This window comes from Streptococcus sp. 5346, from assembly GCF_013277455.1.
Taxonomy (GTDB): domain Bacteria; phylum Bacillota; class Bacilli; order Lactobacillales; family Streptococcaceae; genus Streptococcus.
In genome coordinates this window covers 101,505-119,986 of the sequence record NZ_VMMY01000009.1, presented here as the reverse complement: position 1 = coordinate 119,986, position 18,482 = coordinate 101,505, and the positions used below count along the sequence as shown (strand labels likewise).

General features: G+C 33.3%; 19 protein-coding genes and 2 pseudogenes. 1 reads left to right on the top strand and 20 read right to left on the bottom strand.

Annotation, left to right across the window (positions count from 1 at the left end):
- Positions 1-112: 112 nt before the first annotated feature.
- Together HT732_RS06560 and HT732_RS06555 are read right to left on the bottom strand one after the other, a co-directional pair.
- Positions 113-424, bottom strand: coding sequence for a hypothetical protein (locus tag HT732_RS06560; protein ID WP_173254386.1), 312 nt, complete (start codon positions 422-424; stop codon positions 113-115).
- Between the two features lie 119 nt (positions 425-543).
- Positions 544-1,371: pseudogene (locus tag HT732_RS06555) on the bottom strand (alpha-amylase family glycosyl hydrolase); the annotation flags it as partial.
- Positions 1,372-1,574: 203 nt separating this feature from the next.
- On the opposite strand from HT732_RS06555, the gene HT732_RS06550 reads away from it, so the two are divergent.
- Positions 1,575-2,498, top strand: a complete 924-nt coding sequence (locus HT732_RS06550; RefSeq protein WP_000417606.1) for a protein rep — start codon at positions 1,575-1,577, stop codon at positions 2,496-2,498.
- Between the two features lie 795 nt (positions 2,499-3,293).
- On the opposite strand, the pseudogene catA reads toward HT732_RS06550, so the two are convergent.
- The 18 genes and pseudogenes from catA to HT732_RS06465 form a co-directional block, all read right to left on the bottom strand.
- Positions 3,294-4,013 (bottom strand): annotated as a pseudogene (gene catA / locus HT732_RS06545) (type A chloramphenicol O-acetyltransferase).
- 170 nt (positions 4,014-4,183) lie between these two features.
- Positions 4,184-4,432, bottom strand: coding sequence for a hypothetical protein (locus tag HT732_RS06540; protein ID WP_001814254.1), 249 nt, complete (start codon positions 4,430-4,432; stop codon positions 4,184-4,186).
- Between the two features lie 238 nt (positions 4,433-4,670).
- Complete coding sequence (locus tag HT732_RS06535; RefSeq protein ID WP_000214003.1) at positions 4,671-5,459, bottom strand: hypothetical protein; 789 nt, start codon at positions 5,457-5,459, stop codon at positions 4,671-4,673.
- Positions 5,460-5,934: 475 nt separating this feature from the next.
- Positions 5,935-6,693, bottom strand: coding sequence for a type II toxin-antitoxin system toxin PezT (gene pezT, locus HT732_RS06530; RefSeq protein WP_173254385.1), 759 nt, complete (start codon positions 6,691-6,693; stop codon positions 5,935-5,937).
- Positions 6,693-7,169, bottom strand: a complete 477-nt coding sequence (gene pezA / locus HT732_RS06525) for a type II toxin-antitoxin system antitoxin PezA (RefSeq protein ID WP_005590082.1) — start codon at positions 7,167-7,169, stop codon at positions 6,693-6,695. Before pezA ends, pezT begins: the two co-directional genes overlap by 1 nt.
- Positions 7,170-7,613: 444 nt before the next feature.
- Complete coding sequence (locus HT732_RS06520; RefSeq protein ID WP_173254384.1) at positions 7,614-8,069, bottom strand: hypothetical protein; 456 nt, start codon at positions 8,067-8,069, stop codon at positions 7,614-7,616.
- Positions 8,070-8,135: 66 nt separating this feature from the next.
- Entirely contained in the window at positions 8,136-8,258 is a 123-nt protein-coding gene (locus HT732_RS10505; protein WP_275690735.1) for a hypothetical protein, read from the bottom strand.
- Between the two features lie 78 nt (positions 8,259-8,336).
- On the bottom strand, positions 8,337-10,082 hold the full coding sequence (locus HT732_RS06515; protein ID WP_173254383.1) for a glycoside hydrolase family 13 protein: 1,746 nt from the start codon (positions 10,080-10,082) through the stop codon (positions 8,337-8,339).
- A 176-nt stretch (positions 10,083-10,258) separates the two neighbouring features.
- Entirely contained in the window at positions 10,259-10,750 is a 492-nt protein-coding gene (locus HT732_RS06510) for a phosphoribosylanthranilate isomerase (RefSeq protein WP_173254382.1), read from the bottom strand.
- A gap of 63 nt (positions 10,751-10,813) precedes the next feature.
- The gene (locus HT732_RS06505; RefSeq protein WP_173254381.1) at positions 10,814-11,695 is read right to left on the bottom strand and encodes a diacylglycerol kinase family protein; all 882 of its coding nucleotides are present in this window, start codon (positions 11,693-11,695) and stop codon (positions 10,814-10,816) included.
- 110 nt (positions 11,696-11,805) lie between these two features.
- Positions 11,806-12,660, bottom strand: a complete 855-nt coding sequence (locus HT732_RS06500) for an ADP-ribosylglycohydrolase family protein (protein WP_173254380.1) — start codon at positions 12,658-12,660, stop codon at positions 11,806-11,808.
- Positions 12,654-13,478 carry an alpha/beta hydrolase gene (locus HT732_RS06495; RefSeq protein ID WP_173254379.1) on the bottom strand — a complete coding sequence of 275 codons (825 nt, stop codon included), beginning with the start codon at positions 13,476-13,478 and terminating at the stop codon, positions 12,654-12,656. Before HT732_RS06495 ends, HT732_RS06500 begins: the two co-directional genes overlap by 7 nt.
- 203 nt (positions 13,479-13,681) lie before the next feature.
- Positions 13,682-14,299 (bottom strand): RpiB/LacA/LacB family sugar-phosphate isomerase, encoded by a 618-nt coding sequence (locus HT732_RS06490; RefSeq protein ID WP_125457906.1) that lies wholly within the window; start codon positions 14,297-14,299, stop codon positions 13,682-13,684.
- Between the two features lie 359 nt (positions 14,300-14,658).
- Complete coding sequence (locus HT732_RS06485) at positions 14,659-15,396, bottom strand: CPBP family intramembrane glutamic endopeptidase (protein ID WP_173254378.1); 738 nt, start codon at positions 15,394-15,396, stop codon at positions 14,659-14,661.
- A gap of 167 nt (positions 15,397-15,563) precedes the next feature.
- On the bottom strand, positions 15,564-15,905 hold the full coding sequence (locus HT732_RS06480) for a GntR family transcriptional regulator (RefSeq protein ID WP_173254377.1): 342 nt from the start codon (positions 15,903-15,905) through the stop codon (positions 15,564-15,566).
- A complete protein-coding gene (locus HT732_RS06475) occupies positions 15,902-16,123 on the bottom strand; it encodes a DUF1648 domain-containing protein (RefSeq protein WP_173254376.1) in 222 nt (73 codons plus the stop codon). The genes HT732_RS06480 and HT732_RS06475 overlap by 4 nt, the downstream gene beginning before the upstream one ends.
- Positions 16,124-16,141: 18 nt before the next feature.
- The gene (locus HT732_RS06470) at positions 16,142-17,701 is read right to left on the bottom strand and encodes a hypothetical protein (RefSeq protein ID WP_070479196.1); all 1,560 of its coding nucleotides are present in this window, start codon (positions 17,699-17,701) and stop codon (positions 16,142-16,144) included.
- Entirely contained in the window at positions 17,694-18,404 is a 711-nt protein-coding gene (locus HT732_RS06465; RefSeq protein ID WP_070479198.1) for an ABC transporter ATP-binding protein, read from the bottom strand. The genes HT732_RS06470 and HT732_RS06465 overlap by 8 nt, the downstream gene beginning before the upstream one ends.
- Positions 18,405-18,482: the final 78 nt, after the last annotated feature.

The following is an 18,482-nucleotide window of genomic DNA, read 5'->3' as shown; positions in this document are numbered from 1 at the left end:
AAAAAGAGCCTGTTCGTTTTTTGTTGAGTATTGTATAGTAGAATATAAATTGCGATTTTTAATATGATATATAACTAGTGAACAAGTCACAAATCAAATACATTTTCATTCTCTACTTAATACTATGCTTGTTCATCTTTTGTTCAAAGATGGTCGTGATAATTTGACGCAATTCTTCGCGTTCTTTTTCTGGAATTTCACCACTTGTTTGAGCTGTAGCGTAGAGTTCAGGGTATTCAATTGAAATGCGTTTAATCGTACGTGTCGTAGCATGTTTTCTGACGAAAAATGGGATTCGCTTAATCAAGTCTTGTGGGACAAGCGCAAGAATCTTCTCAGCAGTTTCCTTGTCACTAATCTTAGACGTAGTCAGCCCCTTCTTTATCATTTCCTGTTCTTTTTCTGTAAAATCTTTTAATTCCATTCGATTAGTCCTCCTTTTTTCTTTAAGTTAAATTATATACCAATTGTAGCAAGACGACAAATAGTCTGTTTGTAAAATCTTCTCTATACTACAATTTTCCTGTCACTCTTAATTGCTCTTTAATGAAAAATCACAAATCCATTTGACGAGATGACAAGCTGATTCTCTAATTCTTGGCAATTGCTTGCTAGTGCTACTGCTTCTTTCTCTACAATATAATCTTCTTTTGATTGGTTAAAGATAGCTTTAAGAATTTGTCCATCGTATTTCCATTCCAAAGTTACTACATCTTGTTTGATTTCTTGGAGGCTATACTTGCCATGCGAAATGATTTCTGACGCATGTTTGCGAATCTTTATCAGCCTCTTCATAAAGTTCAGCATGTCATTATCACTTGATACGCGTTCCCAAGGCATACAACGACGACAATCTGGGTCTGGACCGCCAGTCAAGGAAAGCTCGGTTCCGTAGTAGATACATGGTGTTCCCTTTTGTAAAAAGAGAAAGGCTAAGGCTGATTTGACCAGTTGAACATCCTCATTGGCCGTCCACAAGATTCGCTCTGTATCATGCGAATCCAAGAGATTAAACATAACTTCTGAAATCTGCTGTTTGTAATACATAGATTGGTCATTGATTTCATCGATGAACTGGTCTGTCTTCTTAACTCCTCGTAAGAAATAGTCCTTGATGCTATCAGATAAAGGATAATTCATGACCGCGTGGAACTCATCTCCATTTAGCCAAGGCTGAGACGTATGCCAGACTTCTCCTAAAATATAAAGATCAGGCTTTTTAGCTAGAACTGTCTTGCGAAAATCCCTCCAAAACTGATGGTCAATCTCATTAGCCACATCCAAACGCCAAGCATCGATATCAAACTCTTCAATCCAATAAGTCGCAACCTTTAAAAGATAATCCTTGACCTCTGGATTAGCTGTATTTAATAATAGGGGTAACTATTGCCGGCGAGGCTAGTTACCCTTAAGTTATTGGTATGACTGGTTTTAAGCGCAAAAAAAGTTGCTTTTTCGTACCTATTAATGTATCGTTTTAAATGACTAGTAAAAAACATACATAGAAAGGGGAAAAAGCAACTTTTTTTATTGTCATAGTTTGTGAAAACTAAGTTGTTTTTATGTGTTATAACATGGAAAAGTATACTGAGAAAAAACAAAGAAATCAAGTATTTCAGAAATTTATTAAACGTCATATTGGAGAGAATCAAATGGATTTAGTTGAAGATTGCAATACATTTCTGTCTTTTGTAGCTGATAAAACTTTAGAAAAACAGAAATTATATAAAGCTAATTCTTGTAAAAATCGATTTTGTCCTGTCTGTGCTTGGAGAAAAGCTAGAAAAGATGCATTGGGTTTATCTTTGATGATGCAATATATTAAGCAGCAAGAGAAAAAGGAGTTTATCTTTTTAACTTTGACTACACCTAATGTAATGAGTGATGAATTAGAAAATGAAATAAAACGTTATAATAATTCTTTTAGAAAACTTATAAAGAGAAAAAAAGTAGGTAGTGTTATAAAGGGATATGTTCGTAAGTTAGAGATTACATATAATAAAAAAAGAGATGATTATAATCCTCATTTTCATGTGTTAATTGCAGTAAATAAATCGTATTTCACAGATAAAAGATATTATATTAGCCAACAAGAATGGTTAGATTTATGGCGTGATGTAACGGGCATTTCAGAAATAACACAAGTTCAAGTTCAAAAAATAAGACAAAATAATAATAAAGAATTATATGAAATGGCTAAGTATTCTGGTAAAGATAGTGATTATTTAATAAATCAAAAAGTCTTTGATGCATTTTATAAATCACTTAAAGGTAAACAGGTATTAGTTTATTCAGGATTATTTAAAGAGGCTAAAAAGAAATTAAAAAATGGGGATTTAGATTACTTAAAAGAAATTGATCCAACCGAATATATCTATCAAATTTTTTATATTTGGAAACAAAAAGAGTATTTAGCTAGTGAACTTTATGACTTAACAGAACAAGAAAAAAGAGAAATTAATCACAAAATGATAGACGAAATCGAGGAAGAACAATAACAAAATATAAGTGCTAACAGCTGACCTCCCGATAACACCATGTAGTTATTGGGAGGTCAGCTGTTGAATTATGCACGAGTATTTTAAAAGTTATTGTGATGACGACGATAAACGATTATCAAAAGTATAATGTTAAAATGCTTTATTATACTAACGTTATATAAACATTATACTTTCGTTATACAAATTTTAACCCTGTTAGGAACTATAAAAAATCATGAAAATTTTAATTTGCATGTAACTGGGCAGTGTCTTAAAAAATCGACACTGAATTTGCTCAAATTTTTGTTTGTAGAATTAGAATATATTTATTTGGCTCATATTTGCTTTTTAAAAGCTTCTGTAGTTTTTTAGGCATAAAACTATATGATTTACCCCTAAATCTTTAAAATGCCCCTTAAAATTCAAAATAAAGGCATTTAAAATTTAAATATTTCTTGTGATAAAGTTTGTTAAAAAGGAGTGGTTTTATGACTGTTATGTGGTTATCGATTATAGGTATGTGGTTTTGTATTGGAATGGCATTTTTTGCTATCAAGGTTATTAAAAATAAAAATTAGACCACGCATTTATGCCGAGAAAATTTATTGTGCGTTGAGAAGAACCCTTAACTAAACTTGCAGACGAATGTCGGCATAGCGTGAGCTATTAAGCCGACCATTCGACAAGTTTTGGGATTGTTAAGGGTTCCGAGGCTCAACGTCAATAAAGCAATTGGAATAAAGAAGCGAAAAAGGAGAAGTCGGTTCAGAAAAAGAAGGATATGGATCTGGAGCTGTAATATAAAAACCTTCTTCAACTAACGGGGCAGGTTAGTGACATTAGAAAACCGACTGTAAAAAGTACAGTCGGCATTATCTCATATTATAAAAGCCAGTCATTAGGCCTATCTGACAATTCCTGAATAGAGTTCATAAACAATCCTGCATGATAACCATCACAAACAGAATGATGTACCTGTAAAGATAGCGGTAAATATATTGAATTACCTTTATTAATGAATTTTCCTGCTGTAATAATGGGTAGAAGGTAATTACTATTATTATTGATATTTAAGTTAAACCCAGTAAATGAAGTCCATGGAATAATAGAAAGAGAAAAAGCATTTTCAGGTATAGGTGTTTTGGGAAACAATTTCCCCGAACCATTATATTTCTCTACATCAGAAAGGTATAAATCATAAAACTCTTTGAAGTCATTCTTTACAGGAGTCCAAATACCAGAGAATGTTTTAGATACACCATCAAAAATTGTATAAAGTGGCTCTAACTTATCCCAATAACCTAACTCTCCGTCGCTATTGTAACCAGTTCTAAAAGCTGTATTTGAGTTTATCACCCTTGTCACTAAGAAAATAAATGCAGGGTAAAATTTATATCCTTCTTGTTTTATGTTTCGGTATAAAACACTAATATCAATTTCTGTGGTTATACTAAAAGTCGTTTGTTGGTTCAAATAATGATTAAATATCTCTTTTCTCTTCCAATTGTCTAAATCAATTTTATTAAAGTTCATTTGATATGCCTCCTAAATTTTTATCTAAAGTGAATTTAGGAGGCTTACTTGTCTGCTTTCTTCATTAGAATCAATCCTTTTTTAAAAGTCAATATTACTGTAACATAAATATATATATTTTAAAAATATCCCACTTTATCCAATTTTCGTTTGTTGAACTAATGGGTGCTTTAAATGATTACAGGTATAATTTTGCCCTTATGTTTTCTAATAATTTGAATTTTTTTACTAATTTGTATGTTTTCTTCTTGATTTATCTCTGTAAGCGCTTCATCGATATGTGATATTAGGCGAGTTCCCTCTCCTTTACCAATATAGAAAGGTAGTTGCTTACCTTCTTCATAGAGTCCGTAAACATAGTATTTATCTTTTTCATTTTTGGTAGCACCAGTAATATCATTTAATTTTTGATAATTCATTTTTTTACTCCTATTTAAATATATTATAAAAGTTCTGCTCCATACTATTAAAAATTAATTAAAATAATCCTCTTATTCTACCTTCATTCTGATTCTGAACTATTTATATGTTAAACTATATTTTCTTTAAAATCAAGTAAAATCCTAGAGAATAATCTAAATAAATTTGGGGACAATATATAGGTTTACTAATAACTACACAATACAGTATTTACGATAGCATTAAAAAGAGACTGTTTTATTTATGCTCTAGCTTTTTCAATGAATCTTCTAATACTTTTTCAACCTCTTTTTTAGCAGAATATCGTTTGACTTTTAATAAATTCTCAGGTTTTAAAGAAGGATTACTAGGATTACTCGTTTCATAACAATTTTTATACTCTTTTAATTGAGGAATTGCATCGTACCACTTATTGTAAGATCGTGTGATGATAATGATTACAGGATCATTGTCATCCAAAACACGTTCTCTAATTAAATTGAATAAAAACTTTTGTGTTGGGAAATAACCTTCTTTGCTTATAAAATCATTTAATTTATCATCGTACTTAGTAGAGTAATATGGAAAATATTCAGCTAAAGCAACGTGTTTTGAAAACCAAGGAAGCTTTTCTTTTAAATCCTGTAAATTGTCTACATCATCAAACCATACTTTAAACTTTTTAGCCCAGTAACCAAATTCATTCGTATCTAGGTCAAAAGCATGAAAATAGAGGTTTCCTTTTAGCTGTAGATTATTTAAAAGAGTCTTTTGGTAGTTTTTATCGTGGTCATAAAGTGTTTTAAATTCAGGGGTGTAGCCAGGATTTTTAGATAAAACAATGATATCAGCATTTTGAATATCCCCCACAAATTGTTGCGGACAAAAACCTAATTGTAAACGGTAGATATCATCTTTTAGATTTTTGTAGTGTTTTGTAGAGGTGTATTTTTTGATTAGTTCAACATCTTCGGTAGCAAGAATAGCTTGCTCTCCATTTATATCGACGTTAGATAATTGATTCCAGGGATTTTTAGTTGTAGTCATTTTATTTTTCCTTTCTTTTTGTAGAATTACTATATTTTACGATGTTTTAATATTAAATACAAAAATAGATTTTATTAATATATTCTCGATTATAAAAGAATCTGAGTGAGGAAACGATTTTGAATATCAATAGATATAATATTATTTATATCACCTTTCACACCGCCGTAAATGATGTTCGGAATACGTCGGCTCTACTAAACTGTAACGAATTCTCATTGCCAAGTCTACAAATTATTTTCAATACTATAGGCCAGATAGAATTAACTAAAAAGTATAAGACTAGTACAAAAAGTCCGATAAATTGGAAATATTTTGAGAACAACGATTAATTTAAAAAAGAATGACGGTGAGATTTATTACTTTTATTTATACTCACTTTGTTAGTTTAATTAAAAGCCATTTTTTTACCATAATCTAAGAGATAGCAATTTTTAATAGGCTTTATTTTAAAACTCAAGATCTAACAACCATTTCAATTAGTTAAATCTTTCAATCTTTCTTCTCCAGATTTAAGCATATCCTTCTCTACTTGACTCCACTCCCCAAACAGTAACTCTTGAAGAACATCCGCTGCTGAAGTTGTATTTTCTTTTGAATCATATACACAACTTCTATCTCGTTGGTAAATTTGAATTCTTTCAAAGATAGCTAGTTCTTCCAATTGCCGTGTATTATCAACTAAATGATTTACAATGAAATCATGATGTTCTTTTGGAGTTGCGCGTGCTTGATTTGGATTGATAGCGTATAGTTCTTCGTATCGGATAAGAGTACTTAGATAGGACAGCTCAGGCTTTGTCGCAATCAAGGCTAATTGTACTTCATATCCCTTATTTTTCAAGAGTTGTGCTGTTTTCTTTGGAACATCAACTGTTCGTAAAGTTCCCTCTATCAAAAGATTGTATCTCAAATGACTTAATTCGGTTACTAAAGACTCTACCATTTTACCTGCAAAATCTTTGGTGTATTCTACACTGTCTTTGCCATATTCTTGCTGCAGTTCTAAATAGCGTGGATGCTGAGAACGAAAACTATCGCCATCTATGATAACAATATTTCCTTGAAATTCTTTCTGTTTAATACGATGAATTGTAGTCTTGCCAGCACCACTTTGCCCTCCAAGCAAAATCGCTACAGGTTTCTTACTGGACTTTTTTCCTCTTGTCAGAGAACGAAGATTCCGTGCTAAAGCATGTTTGAATTCACTATCAGTATAATCTTGGAATTCCACTAGGCTACCATCCGCTTTTCAGATATCTCTAACATACGTTCAATTCCATCCAAATAGCCGCTATATCTCTCTATTTCATCAAAAGTTTCTACTAAATAGATATTCGTATGAATCAAGTCAGATAGATCATCACTCATTAAAATCCAAGGATTAGATTCATCATCAACGCTAATTCCCTGACTATCTTGATAACGATAGAGTCGAGATAATAGATTAGCACCTCTTTCTTTCACAATTTCAATTTTTAAAGTCAATTCATAATCTTCAACAGGATTGAGCATTTTATCTTCTCCTACGATATCGACATAAGATACATTAAACTTCTGACAAATGATGTCTATTAGTTCCGTAGAGACTGAACTCGTTCCATTTTCATACCGACTCAAACTATTACGTGAAATACCTACAATCCGTGCAAATTCGGGTTGGGTTAAGTCATGTGTTTTACGTAAGGATTTTATGTTCTTTCCAATCATAGCAAACTCCTTTATTTTCATAAATCCATTATAGCATAAAAAAGCAAAACGCACCAAAAATGGTGCGTTATTTCTTGTTTTTCTAGCCTAAACTTTACTTCTGTAAAAGTCACCTAAAGAGCCATAAATATTTATTCTTGTATTAATTTTTTCGATGCGCAAACGATATCTACAAATACATCTATAACGATTCACCTTTTAGGATTTTTATTGTCAAAATTGCCTTTATCTACAAAGGCAAAATGCTTATAAAATAGCTTGAAATCAAGGATTATCACCTTTTTCGTTGTAGAAACACTCCACATGTGATTATTAGGCTATTAGCAAAGCGTATCCAATACCTCAATAAAGTGTTGTTTTTACTGATATTTTAACTATATTGTATAGTCTACTATTTAAATCTCAATTAGGATATTTTATAGAATACCCAAAATTCAACAATAACTAAAAGTAAGATTTCATTGTATTTCCTTGTTGGTCTTTCATATCACGAATTTTATTTTTCAGAATATTAAAGTTACAAATTTCATCTCTAATATCGTTATCCGCTCTGTAGCCATTAATCATCTCAGTCAGAGTTTTCCCGTTACTACCATTCTTTATAGTAGTATTTACTCTTTTTATACTGCTTTCAAAAGGCTCATATGTTTTATACTTAATTACTTCGTCTTTAAAATTAAATAAAGGTGTATCCGGCTTAGCATTCCATAAAATAATCAACCACATTATAGCATTATAAAGCTGCTTTGCAGTTTCATTCCACTTTTCAGGTTGTAAATTTCCACTCCCTGTATTGTCATATTCTTGTCTATTATTTACATGAGAATCACCTACAAGCGGATTAAAAAGAGGTAGCCCTTTGTGATTAATTAGTTCTAAAAAATCCCTTGCCGCACCCATGCCACACTGAATAACTTCCTTCTTGCCATCAATTTTACTCTCAGCGATAAATACATAATATTCATCTTAAATAGTTGCTCCTGCATCACTATGTTTTTGTTGATTTGCTAACAGCTTAATATGTGCTTTAGGCTGAACTTCAAAATCTCTAACAATTCTTTGTCTTGTTTCATGTCCTCTACAATTCATTTAAGTTCTCCTTTACAAGTTTAGTAACTAGCCTTATTATACTATACAAGTTGAGTAAAAAATCATAACCTTCATCAACTAGTTTTTGAAAATCACAAATCCTTTTGGAGAGATGACAAGCTGATTCTCTAATTCTTGGCAATTGCTTGCTAGTGCTACTGTTTCCTTCTCTAAAAGATAATCTTCTTTGGACTGGTTAAAGATAGCTTTAAGAATTTGTCCATCGCATTTCCATTCCAATGCTACTACATCTTGTTTAATTTCTTGGAGACTATACTTGCCATGCTGAATGATTGCTGACGCATGTTTGCGAATCTTAATTAGCTTCTTCACGAAGTTCAGCATATCATGGTCACTTAATACACGTTCCCAAGGCATACAACGTCGACAATCTGGATCTGGACCTCCGGTCAAGGCTAGCTCGGTTCCGTAATAAATACACGGTGTTCCTTTTTGTAAAAAGAGAAAGGCTAGGGCTGATTTAACCAGTTGAACGTCTTCATTTGCCGTCCACAGGATTCGCTCTGTATCATGAGAATCCAAGAGATTAAACATAACCTCTGAAATCTGTTGCTTGTAATACATAGATTGGCCATTGATTTCATCGATGAACTGCTCTGTCTTCTTAACACTTCGTAAGAAATACTCCTTGATGCTATCAGATAACGGATAATTCATGACTGCATGGAACTCATCTCCATTTAGCCAAGGCTGAGCCGTATGCCAGACTTCTCCTAAAATATAAAGATCAGGCCTTTTAGCTAGAACTGCCTTGCGAAAATCCCTCCAAAACTGATGGTCAATCTCATTAGCCACATCCAAACGCCAAGCATCAATATCAAATTCTTCAATCCAATAAGTCGCAACCTTTAAAAGATAATTCTTGACCTCTGGATTGGCTGTATTTAGCTTAGGCATATAGTCCTCGAAACCAAAAGCATGATAAGGTAAATCTCTCTTATTGGCTAGGTTTTCAGTTGTCACTGGAAATTGTTGAATATGGAACCAATCTTTATAAGCAGATTGCTCACCATTTTTGACAACATCTTGCCATTGAGGAGATTGCGAACCAATATGGTTAAATACAGCATCCAGCATGATTTTCATGCCACGCTGATGCGCTTGCTCAACCAGCTCCCTAAAGGTCTCCTTGTCTCCAAAATGACGGTCAATTTCAAAGTAATCTGTCGTATTATATTTATGATTGCTCGTAGATTCAAAGATAGGACAAAGATATAGTCCTGTAATACCCAAGTCTTGCAAGTAATCCAGATGGTCAATAATCCCCTGTAAATCACCACCAAAGAAATCATCACCCTGAGGTGTGATAGATGAATCCCAGCCTAAAGTCCCTTCTGGGTTTAATCGAGTATTTCCATTGGCAAAGCGTTCTGGGAAAATCTGATACCATACCGTATTTGAAACCCAGTCAGGAACCTGGCAGGCATCAATCTCATGAAGATAAGGCAACTTAAATCCATTTCCAATGGCATGAAGATTTTCTAGAGAATTTTCCACACATCCTTTATCGCCATACAAAATATTTTGACCTTCTGTATCTCTGAGCTCAAAGAGATACTGGATACGTGCAAAGTCAACGGACACTTCAACCTGCCAATAATCAAAGATGGCATCAGAAGTTATCTTGGCCATTTCTTTTGTATCCTGATAAAACTCCTCCATAAAGATAAAAGGATCCCCATAGTGCAAGTTGATGCTTTCAATGTCCCCTTTCTTAGTTCGAATCCGAATATGAAGCTTCTTATCCTTATAAAGATAGGCAAACTCCGACTCAGGCCTATGGTAAATGGCTGTTAATTCCATTGTATCTGTCTCCTAGTTTACTTTTATCCGTATACAACGCAAACGTTTTCACAATTGTTAATCTAGTATACTACTTTCGTATTTTATTTTCAAGGCTTGTCCGTAGATTTTAGTGGTTTGGTTCTATAAATAAAAAAGCAGCCAGTCTTACAACTTGCTACTTTTCAAATGATGATTTACAAATGTCTTTCCAGCCACTCAATTTTTTTAAAATCCTTATTGTTATTGTGCTCATTTCGATAAGAATCTTGGGAAGAAGCCTTGTAAATACTTAAAAACTGTTCTAGATTTGGAATGCGAAAAGTGATGTTTTCGAGATGAATCAACTCTATATCCGATTCCGAAACTCCTGCAAAATCAGGTAAAGAATCGATACTTCCGAATTCAACACTCAGACCATCTTTTTTGAATTCATGCTCATGAATATCTATTAAGGCATAGCCTAAGTGTTTCATCACTTTCATTATCTTGTCCCACTCATAAATTCTGAGTTGATCAGGTGCTTCCCAACCTCTAGGATCACCAGGCACATGAATGTCAATGTCAGACGGCCCCCATTCTTCATTTGATCGGTATTCAAACCCCAAAGACCCCATGAGCGTCGGAGTGATTCCGACCTGGTTTAAATGTGAACAAATTGTTCGAAATTCATCAAATAGAGAATTCATTCCTCCTCCAATCGTTGATATAGAACTTAATTTCGTTGTGAATGATAAACTAATTTTTATCTTTTACTCTTTCGGTTTTGAAAATACTTCTACTCGCTGAGCTAGGACTTTGATTTCTACAGGTAGGTTATCCGATTTATCGCCGTCAACATCTGACTCCAATTCACTATCTGAAGAAATCTTAATATTACGCGCTCTTATATACTCAATATTATCATTTGCGACAACATCCCCTTTCAATAAATCAGGAATGACTGATAATTTGGAGAATAGAGACGCATCTTTTAAAATCAAAATATTGGCATAGCCGTCTTTGTTTTCTTCAAAGATTTTCTTATCAGCGAAGTAATTTGTCAAGAGAACCAACACATGGCTGGCTTCACCAACATAATTTCCATTTTCTGTCTCAACCTTAATGTTAAAGACCTGATCTGTCATGACAGACTTCATGGTATTTACAGCATAGGCTAAAATACCGAATTTTGTCTTGTCCTCGATTTCAACATTGTGAATCGCCTCAGGAAGAGAACCGATACTAAAGATATAACCAAAATAATTGTCATTCGCTTTTCCGATATCAATCTTATTGGTTAAGTTAAAATCGAGTTCATCGATAGCGCCATCGATGTCTTGATTGATTTCCAACAGTTTTGTAATGAGGTTACCCGTACCGCCTGGGATAATCCCTAACTTAGGAATGTAGTCTCTCTCAGCAATACCCGAAATGACTTCATTAACAGTCCCATCTCCACCAAACACAACCACTGCATCGTACTGCTCACGAGAAGCTTCTTCAGCAAAATGTGTTGCATCCAGCGCTTTTTCAGTAATTTTGGTTTCAACATATTCAAAGTATTCTTTGGCTTTATTCTCCAGCTTTTCTTTGTAATCCAAGGCCTTTTCCCCACCAGAGGTAGGGTTGATAATTACCATTGCTTTTTTCATTAATTTCTCCTTAATCTTCGTTAGAAATCTTTATATTTCATTATATGAAACTAAATGTACCCCTATTATACAATGAAAATACAGAAAAGAGAAATCTGACGTACTGGAGATTAATACGCTTTTATTCTATTTTCCCATCGCATAACTACATCCTTTAAGGGTTTATCCAAGTAAGAATAAGCCTTATCCTTTATCCAATTAGGAATGCCGTAAGCTGCCTCTGCTATGCTACCAGTGATTGCTGCGAGTGTATCACTGTCGCCACCAAGTGAGATGGCATTTCTTATCGCATCTTCGAAGTCTCTACTTTCAAGAAAGGCAATAATGGCTTGAGGGACAGTTTCCTGACATGTTTCGTTAAAACGATAGTTAGGGCGGATCTCATCTAAAGTTTGAGATAGCTTGTAGCCGTATGTCTTCTCTATATAATCCTTAATCCGTCTTTTACACTCTGTAGGATTATCATTAATTGGTTGCTCGTATTCTCTACAATAACCACCAAAGTAAAAACGACACAGAAAGATGGCATCAGCTGTAGCCATAGCACCTTTGATACCTTCTGGATGATTATGAGTTACCTCTGCAGAAAGACTCGCAAGTCCTCTAGATGATGGCCACGTACCAGTTCTCTCATAGACATCACAGTCCATGTCCCAAGCGCATGGAGAAACACGCATAGCCGAACCATTCCCAAAGCTATTGTAAGGCTCACGGTTATCGCTCTTTAGCCATGTATTAAAGCGAGCACCGTAATCAGCATTCGGATACATTCTGCCATATTTCTTCATAGCGTCAATGAAGTCGTCCTTTTGTCCCCCATGCATAATCGCTTCTGCAACAGCACAGGTCATAACCGTATCATCCGTGAAAAAGCAATCCTTCCGAAATAAAGGAAAGTCTTTTATTTTGATATTGTTCCATTCGTAAACAGAACCGACAATATCTCCAATAATTGCTCCTAGCATAAGATTCCTCCTTGTGACATATCATATTTATTACACATTCCCAATGGATTGCTCTTTAAAAATGGTGCCACCAAATCAATCCACTCTTGAGGCAGGTAAGCTGACAAATAGCCGTGATTATAGCCCTTTGCTTCATACAAAATTGTATTTGCATGTAGCTGATGAAATAATTTCGCTGATTCTTTCACACAGTTCAATTCTTTTTCACCATAGATATACAGAACTTGAGCTTTGCTAGCAGAAATCATATCTTTCAGCTTGTAATGCCCCATGTAGTTTTTGTAAATGGTCACCAATGTTTTGACGGGCGTCCTTGGAAGATCCTCCAAATAATAAGCTTTTATTTCCTTTGGATAAGCTAGTTTAGGATAGAGTTTGTTCATCATGCTTAACTGAAGTTTACAAGACAATTTATTGAACATCAGTTTACCAAATAGAGACACTAGAAAGATACTGATTTTAGCTAACCTTGGTTGAGGAATACAGAGGCTTCCGTCTATAATAGCCTTCTCAGCAATTTCACTATCTAAAGATAGAAGCTCCATGGCAATTTGACCACCAAGTGAAACACCACCGATTGCAAACAATTTTCCACTACAGTTTGCTTTGATATAGTCTAGAATCTCCAAAGCAGAATCTTCAGTAGAAACATAATCAAGTTGATATTCCTCGCCGTGGCCATTCAAAGTTGGTAGAATAATACGGTATTCTTTTGACAAGATTCGTGCTTGACAAAGATAATTCCACCAAGAACTGCCACCACCATGTATCAGTAAAATAGGAGGCAAATTCTTATTACCAAATTCATGGAATTTCATGTTTAAACTCCTTACTGTAGAACTTTCACTAGCTAATTTTCCTTGTTCAATCAGCTCTTAAAAGCAGTACCACATACTCGACATAAAACGAGTAAACACTATGTATGCCAAGTGAACATGTATGTGGGAACATGTCTATAAACCTTTTGACAATAGCATAAAGTTATCGTTAAAAGGTATTACCCCGACAAACTGTGATTTACTCATTTCATTAAATCAGCTATTTCTTTCTTCCCATACGCCTTTACATTCTGAATTACATTCTGTTTCCTCTTTATTGATTCAAACAATGATATATCTAGTACATTTGCGAATTCTTCAAACTGAACCTGCCCGATTCTTCTTATTTCTTTAAGTTTCTCGGTATCTCTTACCTTTCTCTCTGCCTCACTCTTGGGGTATCCTTGCCCAAATGGCTCCGAGAAAAGAGCTTCTATTGTTCTTTCAAGATTTTCAGTACCTGACCATGTATAATCTTCACCTAATGGTAATGATATCGCATTTCCATTATTAATCTGAGCAAATAAATAGGCATCATTCGGTGTAGGTGCATACCCGCAAATGACATCAGGCATACTATTACAAGCAAGCATCATTCCTTGTCCGGAAGAACAGCCCGTAACAACGAAATCAACTGTCCTACTTGCCAACAAGATACCTATAAGAATAGAAATTTCTATATACGAGTATTTTTCACTTTCTTCCATCGTACAGCCAAAGTTTATAACCTCAGATTTCTTTGGAGCATACCTTAATACAGCATCATAGATTATTTGATTTTTAGTCGCTTGAGAACTTGCTTGAATAACTCCGATTCTCATCATTTCACCTACTACTTCTAATTTAATTATTTCTTTTTCTTTGGTTTGGGTGCCGGTAATTCATCATATATTGAATTGAACAAGCCTTTATTTTCTACACTTCATTTATTCACTGGTTGCAACTTTTGACATCAAAACTACCGCCTCCACATATGAAAATATTTTTCTTTTATACTAATAAACAAAAGGCAGTAAAAATCATTTTAGAATGATACTGTGGAACGGAAAGATTTTCACCACTTCAAAAGAAACGGCATTCATCACTCCACTTTAAATTATAATAGATAATTCTCTAACATAGATCATCTAATTAGCAAATCGTTACTTTCAATAATGGATATACTAATCTAAAGTTAAAATTACTTTTCCTTACTAATTCTATTACTAGCCAATATTGTATAAATCAAATAACCAATAAAAATGATGATAAAAATAACATTAATTTTTAACACAAAATAGAGATTTAACAAATTTGCGAACGCATGAAATAATAGACAGTACCCCACAGATTTCGTTTGACGGTAAAGAAGCCCTAAAACAAAACTTAAAAATAATGTATATATAAAAAATAAAATAAAAGGAAATCCTTGATGACTCTCTCCAACTATAAACCATAAAGGCAGATGCCAAATCCCCCAAATTGATCCTACAATCAAATTAGATTGCCAATAAGTATATTTTTTATCAAGTAACGGTTGTAATATACCTCTCCATCCTAATTCTTCATGTCCACCACCAAAAAAAATTAATTGTATAAAGAATAGTGGCATCAGATAAATTGATACTCTGTTTAATTCTAAGGAAGATACAGAAAATAGTATCAAAATTGCTAACAAATGAATAATGAAATAAATACTACTATTTTTTCTTTTATTAAATACAAAATGTTTAAATTTTATATTATTACTTTTCAAATAAAAGCCACTTGCAATAGCTGGACCAAGTGCACCTACTATATGTAACATTCTCCCTATAAATGTTTCTAATCCCCAAATATGAGATTGAGTAAATATGGCAAGAAGCCCCCAAGCTATATAAGTAATTCCAAATGTACAATAAAGATAATTTTTTAAATTCTTTTTATCAATTTCTGTCATTTTATCTTCCTTATCTTGATTATTTTATGAATAATGTTTTTACTGCTTCTTAGTTGCTGTCGATTTTAAACTATCTATATTCTATCACAAAAACACAAAAAAAGCCTTACAATCAAGGCTTTTCTATACTTTCACAAAAATCCTAATAAATTTCCATTCAACTTCTTCTAAGCATCTTTTCTAAAAAATAAATTGACAATCTCATCTTCTGAAAAGTCTAGCTCACCAAGTTTTTCAAACAAAATTTTCACTAGCTTGTTAGATTCTTGATATCTTAACTCCTTTATTTCTTGCTCGCTTACTATGACAAAATATCCTAATGTTCCACAGCTAATAATCAAATTCTGTTCTTCGAGAACTTTCATTGCTTTTTGGACAGTTGCCGGATTACACTTCTCGTTTTCTGCTAATCTCCTTATTGAAGGAATTTGTTGTTCAGGTGCATAATCACCTCTTAAAATAGTCGTTCTTAATTTTGATGCAATTTGTAAATATAGATGGTGTTTCATTTAATCTTTTTATTATCACTTTGCCTAACAAACTTCCAATATGCAGAATAGGGGATGACTGTAGCTAGTAGAAGATAGTATTTATTTGCAAACATATCTGCTTCTCCTTTTGCATTGAAATGAATCGGAACTTTTTCTGGGAGAAATCTACAAATAACAACTATTATAGCTAGCATTACTAATAACACCAAAATATCTTTTATCAGTCTGTTTTTCATCTTATTTTTCTCCTTTAACTAGATAAAATTTTTCTTGCTTATTGTTAAATAAACACCCATTGTAATAACCAATAAAACTACTGATACTAACTGTAAAACAAATATAATCGGAAGATTAAACAGCCAATTAATCAAAAGTGGCGTAATAAGCGCAATCATACCAATAATTCCAGTTACAATAACAGGAAGACTTTGTTTGACAACTATCATCTCACTGTCCCAATCATAGTTAGGATATTTTTTATTTAATGCAATTCCGATTACAGTTATAAAAAAGGAGTAACATATAGGAACAATAATTAGGTTCGTGACTTGAATGAGATTCATATCTAGTTTTAGCACAAATACAGATACAGAAATCATATATCCAATCAAATGAAGTGTAAGATTAACAGCTATCTTAGCATTTAAAATCATTCTTACCTCAACCGGAGAACTTTTCAAAATCCAAATATTTTTACCCTCTAAAGACATAGATGAAGCTGCCGGGCAACTCAGAGAGAGCATAGATGCAATAAATAATGGAGCAAAATTTGAGAGATATTCATTTATATTTTCTATTCCTGAAGACTCTCCTATTTGTTCTATAGAATTAAAAAGCAAAAATATACTAAAAACACATAAAAGTATTACACCGAGGCCTGCATTCAAGACTGCCATATAAGAACTTAAAAATCGTCCAAGCTCTTTTTGATACAAGGCAAAAAATACCGATTTTCTTTCATAAGATACTTTGTCATTAGCATATCTTGATTTTGTATTGGCAAGTGTATTAAGTAGTCCATACTTCAACGAAGCAATTTTGACAAATAGATAAAAGACGACTATTGAAAGAACTATATAAAATCCCATCCCATAGTACATTGGAAAATTGTAGTATGACATAAATAGTCTAGAAATTGGATACAGTCCAGTAATTTGCTTAGCCAGAGTAACCCCAATACTACTTTCATCACCTGATTGCAAAGCTGATAATGCAAAATATCCAATTATACCTAACATCGCAAATGAAAAAATAAGAGAGATAACATTTTTCCTTTTAAAAAAAGATGAAGCGACAACAATAACGAGTCCCATGCATGTCGCTATACACATGGGAATCAAAGGGGCAAAAATTATAGAAGTAAAATACAATATAATCTGTAGGAGGTTTAAACTTCCGTTCAAGCCCCATACAATTCCACCCGGAAGCATAAACATCAAGCCTATTAAAAAATTCAATAAGTACATAAACATGAACTTGCTGGTGATAATATACGAACTTTTAACAGGTAAGGATAGGAGAATTTTCATATCTCGACTGCCAAATAAAATGCCATTCGAATAAAAGACAGTCAAAAATAATATTGAAAAACTTGATACAGAGACCATATATGCTGGTATCAAGTCCTGCTGTCCGACGTGTACCAATGTTTTCGCTGTTAGTATATTATAAACAAAGCAAAATAAGGAAAGAGTTATTATGCCAAAACTCGCAATAGCAATTGAACTTTGTTTTTTATTTCCTGAATCTCTAATCTCGTTAATAGGAAAGAAATTTATTAATTGTGCTTTAATTAGTATCCAAATGTTACTCATCGTCCTGCACCTCCATGAAAAATGCTTCCAATGATTCATCACCTTTGACATCTCCTGTATTACCACTTGCAACTAACTTTCCATTTTTGATAATAGCAATCTTATTACATAATTTTTCTGCAACGTCCAATACATGGGTTGAAAAGAAAATAGCGCCTCCATCTGAAACACACTCATGCATAATTTTCTTTAGTAGGAAAGTTGCTTTGGGATCCAGCCCAACAAAGGGTTCATCTAAAATCAACAGTTTGGGAGAATGTACAAGTGCAGAAATAATGGCTGTTCGTTGCTTCATACCATGTGAATATGAAGAAATAATCCCCGAAAGATGCTCAGTCATATCAAATAAATCACCGTATTTTTGGATTCTCTCCCTGCGTATTTTTGTAGGAATTTCAAACAGATCAGCAATAAAATTAATATATTGAAGTCCTGTCATATGTTCATACAAATCTGGATTATCTGGGATATACGCCATCATTTTTTTACAAATAACAGGTTCTTCTTTAATAGAATGACCGTTGATAATTATACTTCCGTCTTCAAAATCATGGATACCAACAACTGCCTTTATCGTTGACGTTTTTCCTGCACCATTTGCTCCAATAAAACCATAAATATCTCCAGGCTGTACTGAAATAGATAGGTTATCCACAACCTTCTTATCCCCATAACTTTTACTAAAATTCTTTATCTCTAACATATTTTCTTCTCCATTGACAATTTGTCAGTTATATTTTGAAATAATACCGATAGCTTGTTTTGATTTAGCTATCGGTAC

What these genes read in the sequence shown, in the direction of transcription:
- HT732_RS06560 (WP_173254386.1), bottom strand. Translation starts at nt 424, where the DNA reads ATGGAATTAAAAGATTTTACAGAAAAAGAACAGGAAATGATAAAGAAG.
- HT732_RS06550 (WP_000417606.1), top strand. Translation starts at nt 1,575, where the DNA reads ATGGAAAAGTATACTGAGAAAAAACAAAGAAATCAAGTATTTCAGAAA.
- HT732_RS06540 (WP_001814254.1), bottom strand. Translation starts at nt 4,432, where the DNA reads ATGAATTATCAAAAATTAAATGATATTACTGGTGCTACCAAAAATGAA.
- HT732_RS06535 (WP_000214003.1), bottom strand. Translation starts at nt 5,459, where the DNA reads ATGACTACAACTAAAAATCCCTGGAATCAATTATCTAACGTCGATATA.
- pezA (WP_005590082.1), bottom strand. Translation starts at nt 7,169, where the DNA reads ATGATTGGAAAGAACATAAAATCCTTACGTAAAACACATGACTTAACC.
- HT732_RS06520 (WP_173254384.1), bottom strand. Translation starts at nt 8,069, where the DNA reads ATGGGTGCGGCAAGGGATTTTTTAGAACTAATTAATCACAAAGGGCTA.
- HT732_RS10505 (WP_275690735.1), bottom strand. Translation starts at nt 8,258, where the DNA reads ATGAATTGTAGAGGACATGAAACAAGACAAAGAATTGTTAGAGATTTT.
- HT732_RS06515 (WP_173254383.1), bottom strand. Translation starts at nt 10,082, where the DNA reads ATGGAATTAACAGCCATTTACCATAGGCCTGAGTCGGAGTTTGCCTAT.
- HT732_RS06510 (WP_173254382.1), bottom strand. Translation starts at nt 10,750, where the DNA reads ATGAATTCTCTATTTGATGAATTTCGAACAATTTGTTCACATTTAAAC.
- HT732_RS06505 (WP_173254381.1), bottom strand. Translation starts at nt 11,695, where the DNA reads ATGAAAAAAGCAATGGTAATTATCAACCCTACCTCTGGTGGGGAAAAG.
- HT732_RS06500 (WP_173254380.1), bottom strand. Translation starts at nt 12,660, where the DNA reads ATGCTAGGAGCAATTATTGGAGATATTGTCGGTTCTGTTTACGAATGG.
- HT732_RS06495 (WP_173254379.1), bottom strand. Translation starts at nt 13,478, where the DNA reads ATGAAATTCCATGAATTTGGTAATAAGAATTTGCCTCCTATTTTACTG.
- HT732_RS06490 (WP_125457906.1), bottom strand. Translation starts at nt 14,299, where the DNA reads ATGAGAATCGGAGTTATTCAAGCAAGTTCTCAAGCGACTAAAAATCAA.
- HT732_RS06485 (WP_173254378.1), bottom strand. Translation starts at nt 15,396, where the DNA reads ATGACAGAAATTGATAAAAAGAATTTAAAAAATTATCTTTATTGTACA.
- HT732_RS06480 (WP_173254377.1), bottom strand. Translation starts at nt 15,905, where the DNA reads ATGAAACACCATCTATATTTACAAATTGCATCAAAATTAAGAACGACT.
- HT732_RS06475 (WP_173254376.1), bottom strand. Translation starts at nt 16,123, where the DNA reads ATGAAAAACAGACTGATAAAAGATATTTTGGTGTTATTAGTAATGCTA.
- HT732_RS06470 (WP_070479196.1), bottom strand. Translation starts at nt 17,701, where the DNA reads ATGAGTAACATTTGGATACTAATTAAAGCACAATTAATAAATTTCTTT.
- HT732_RS06465 (WP_070479198.1), bottom strand. Translation starts at nt 18,404, where the DNA reads ATGTTAGAGATAAAGAATTTTAGTAAAAGTTATGGGGATAAGAAGGTT.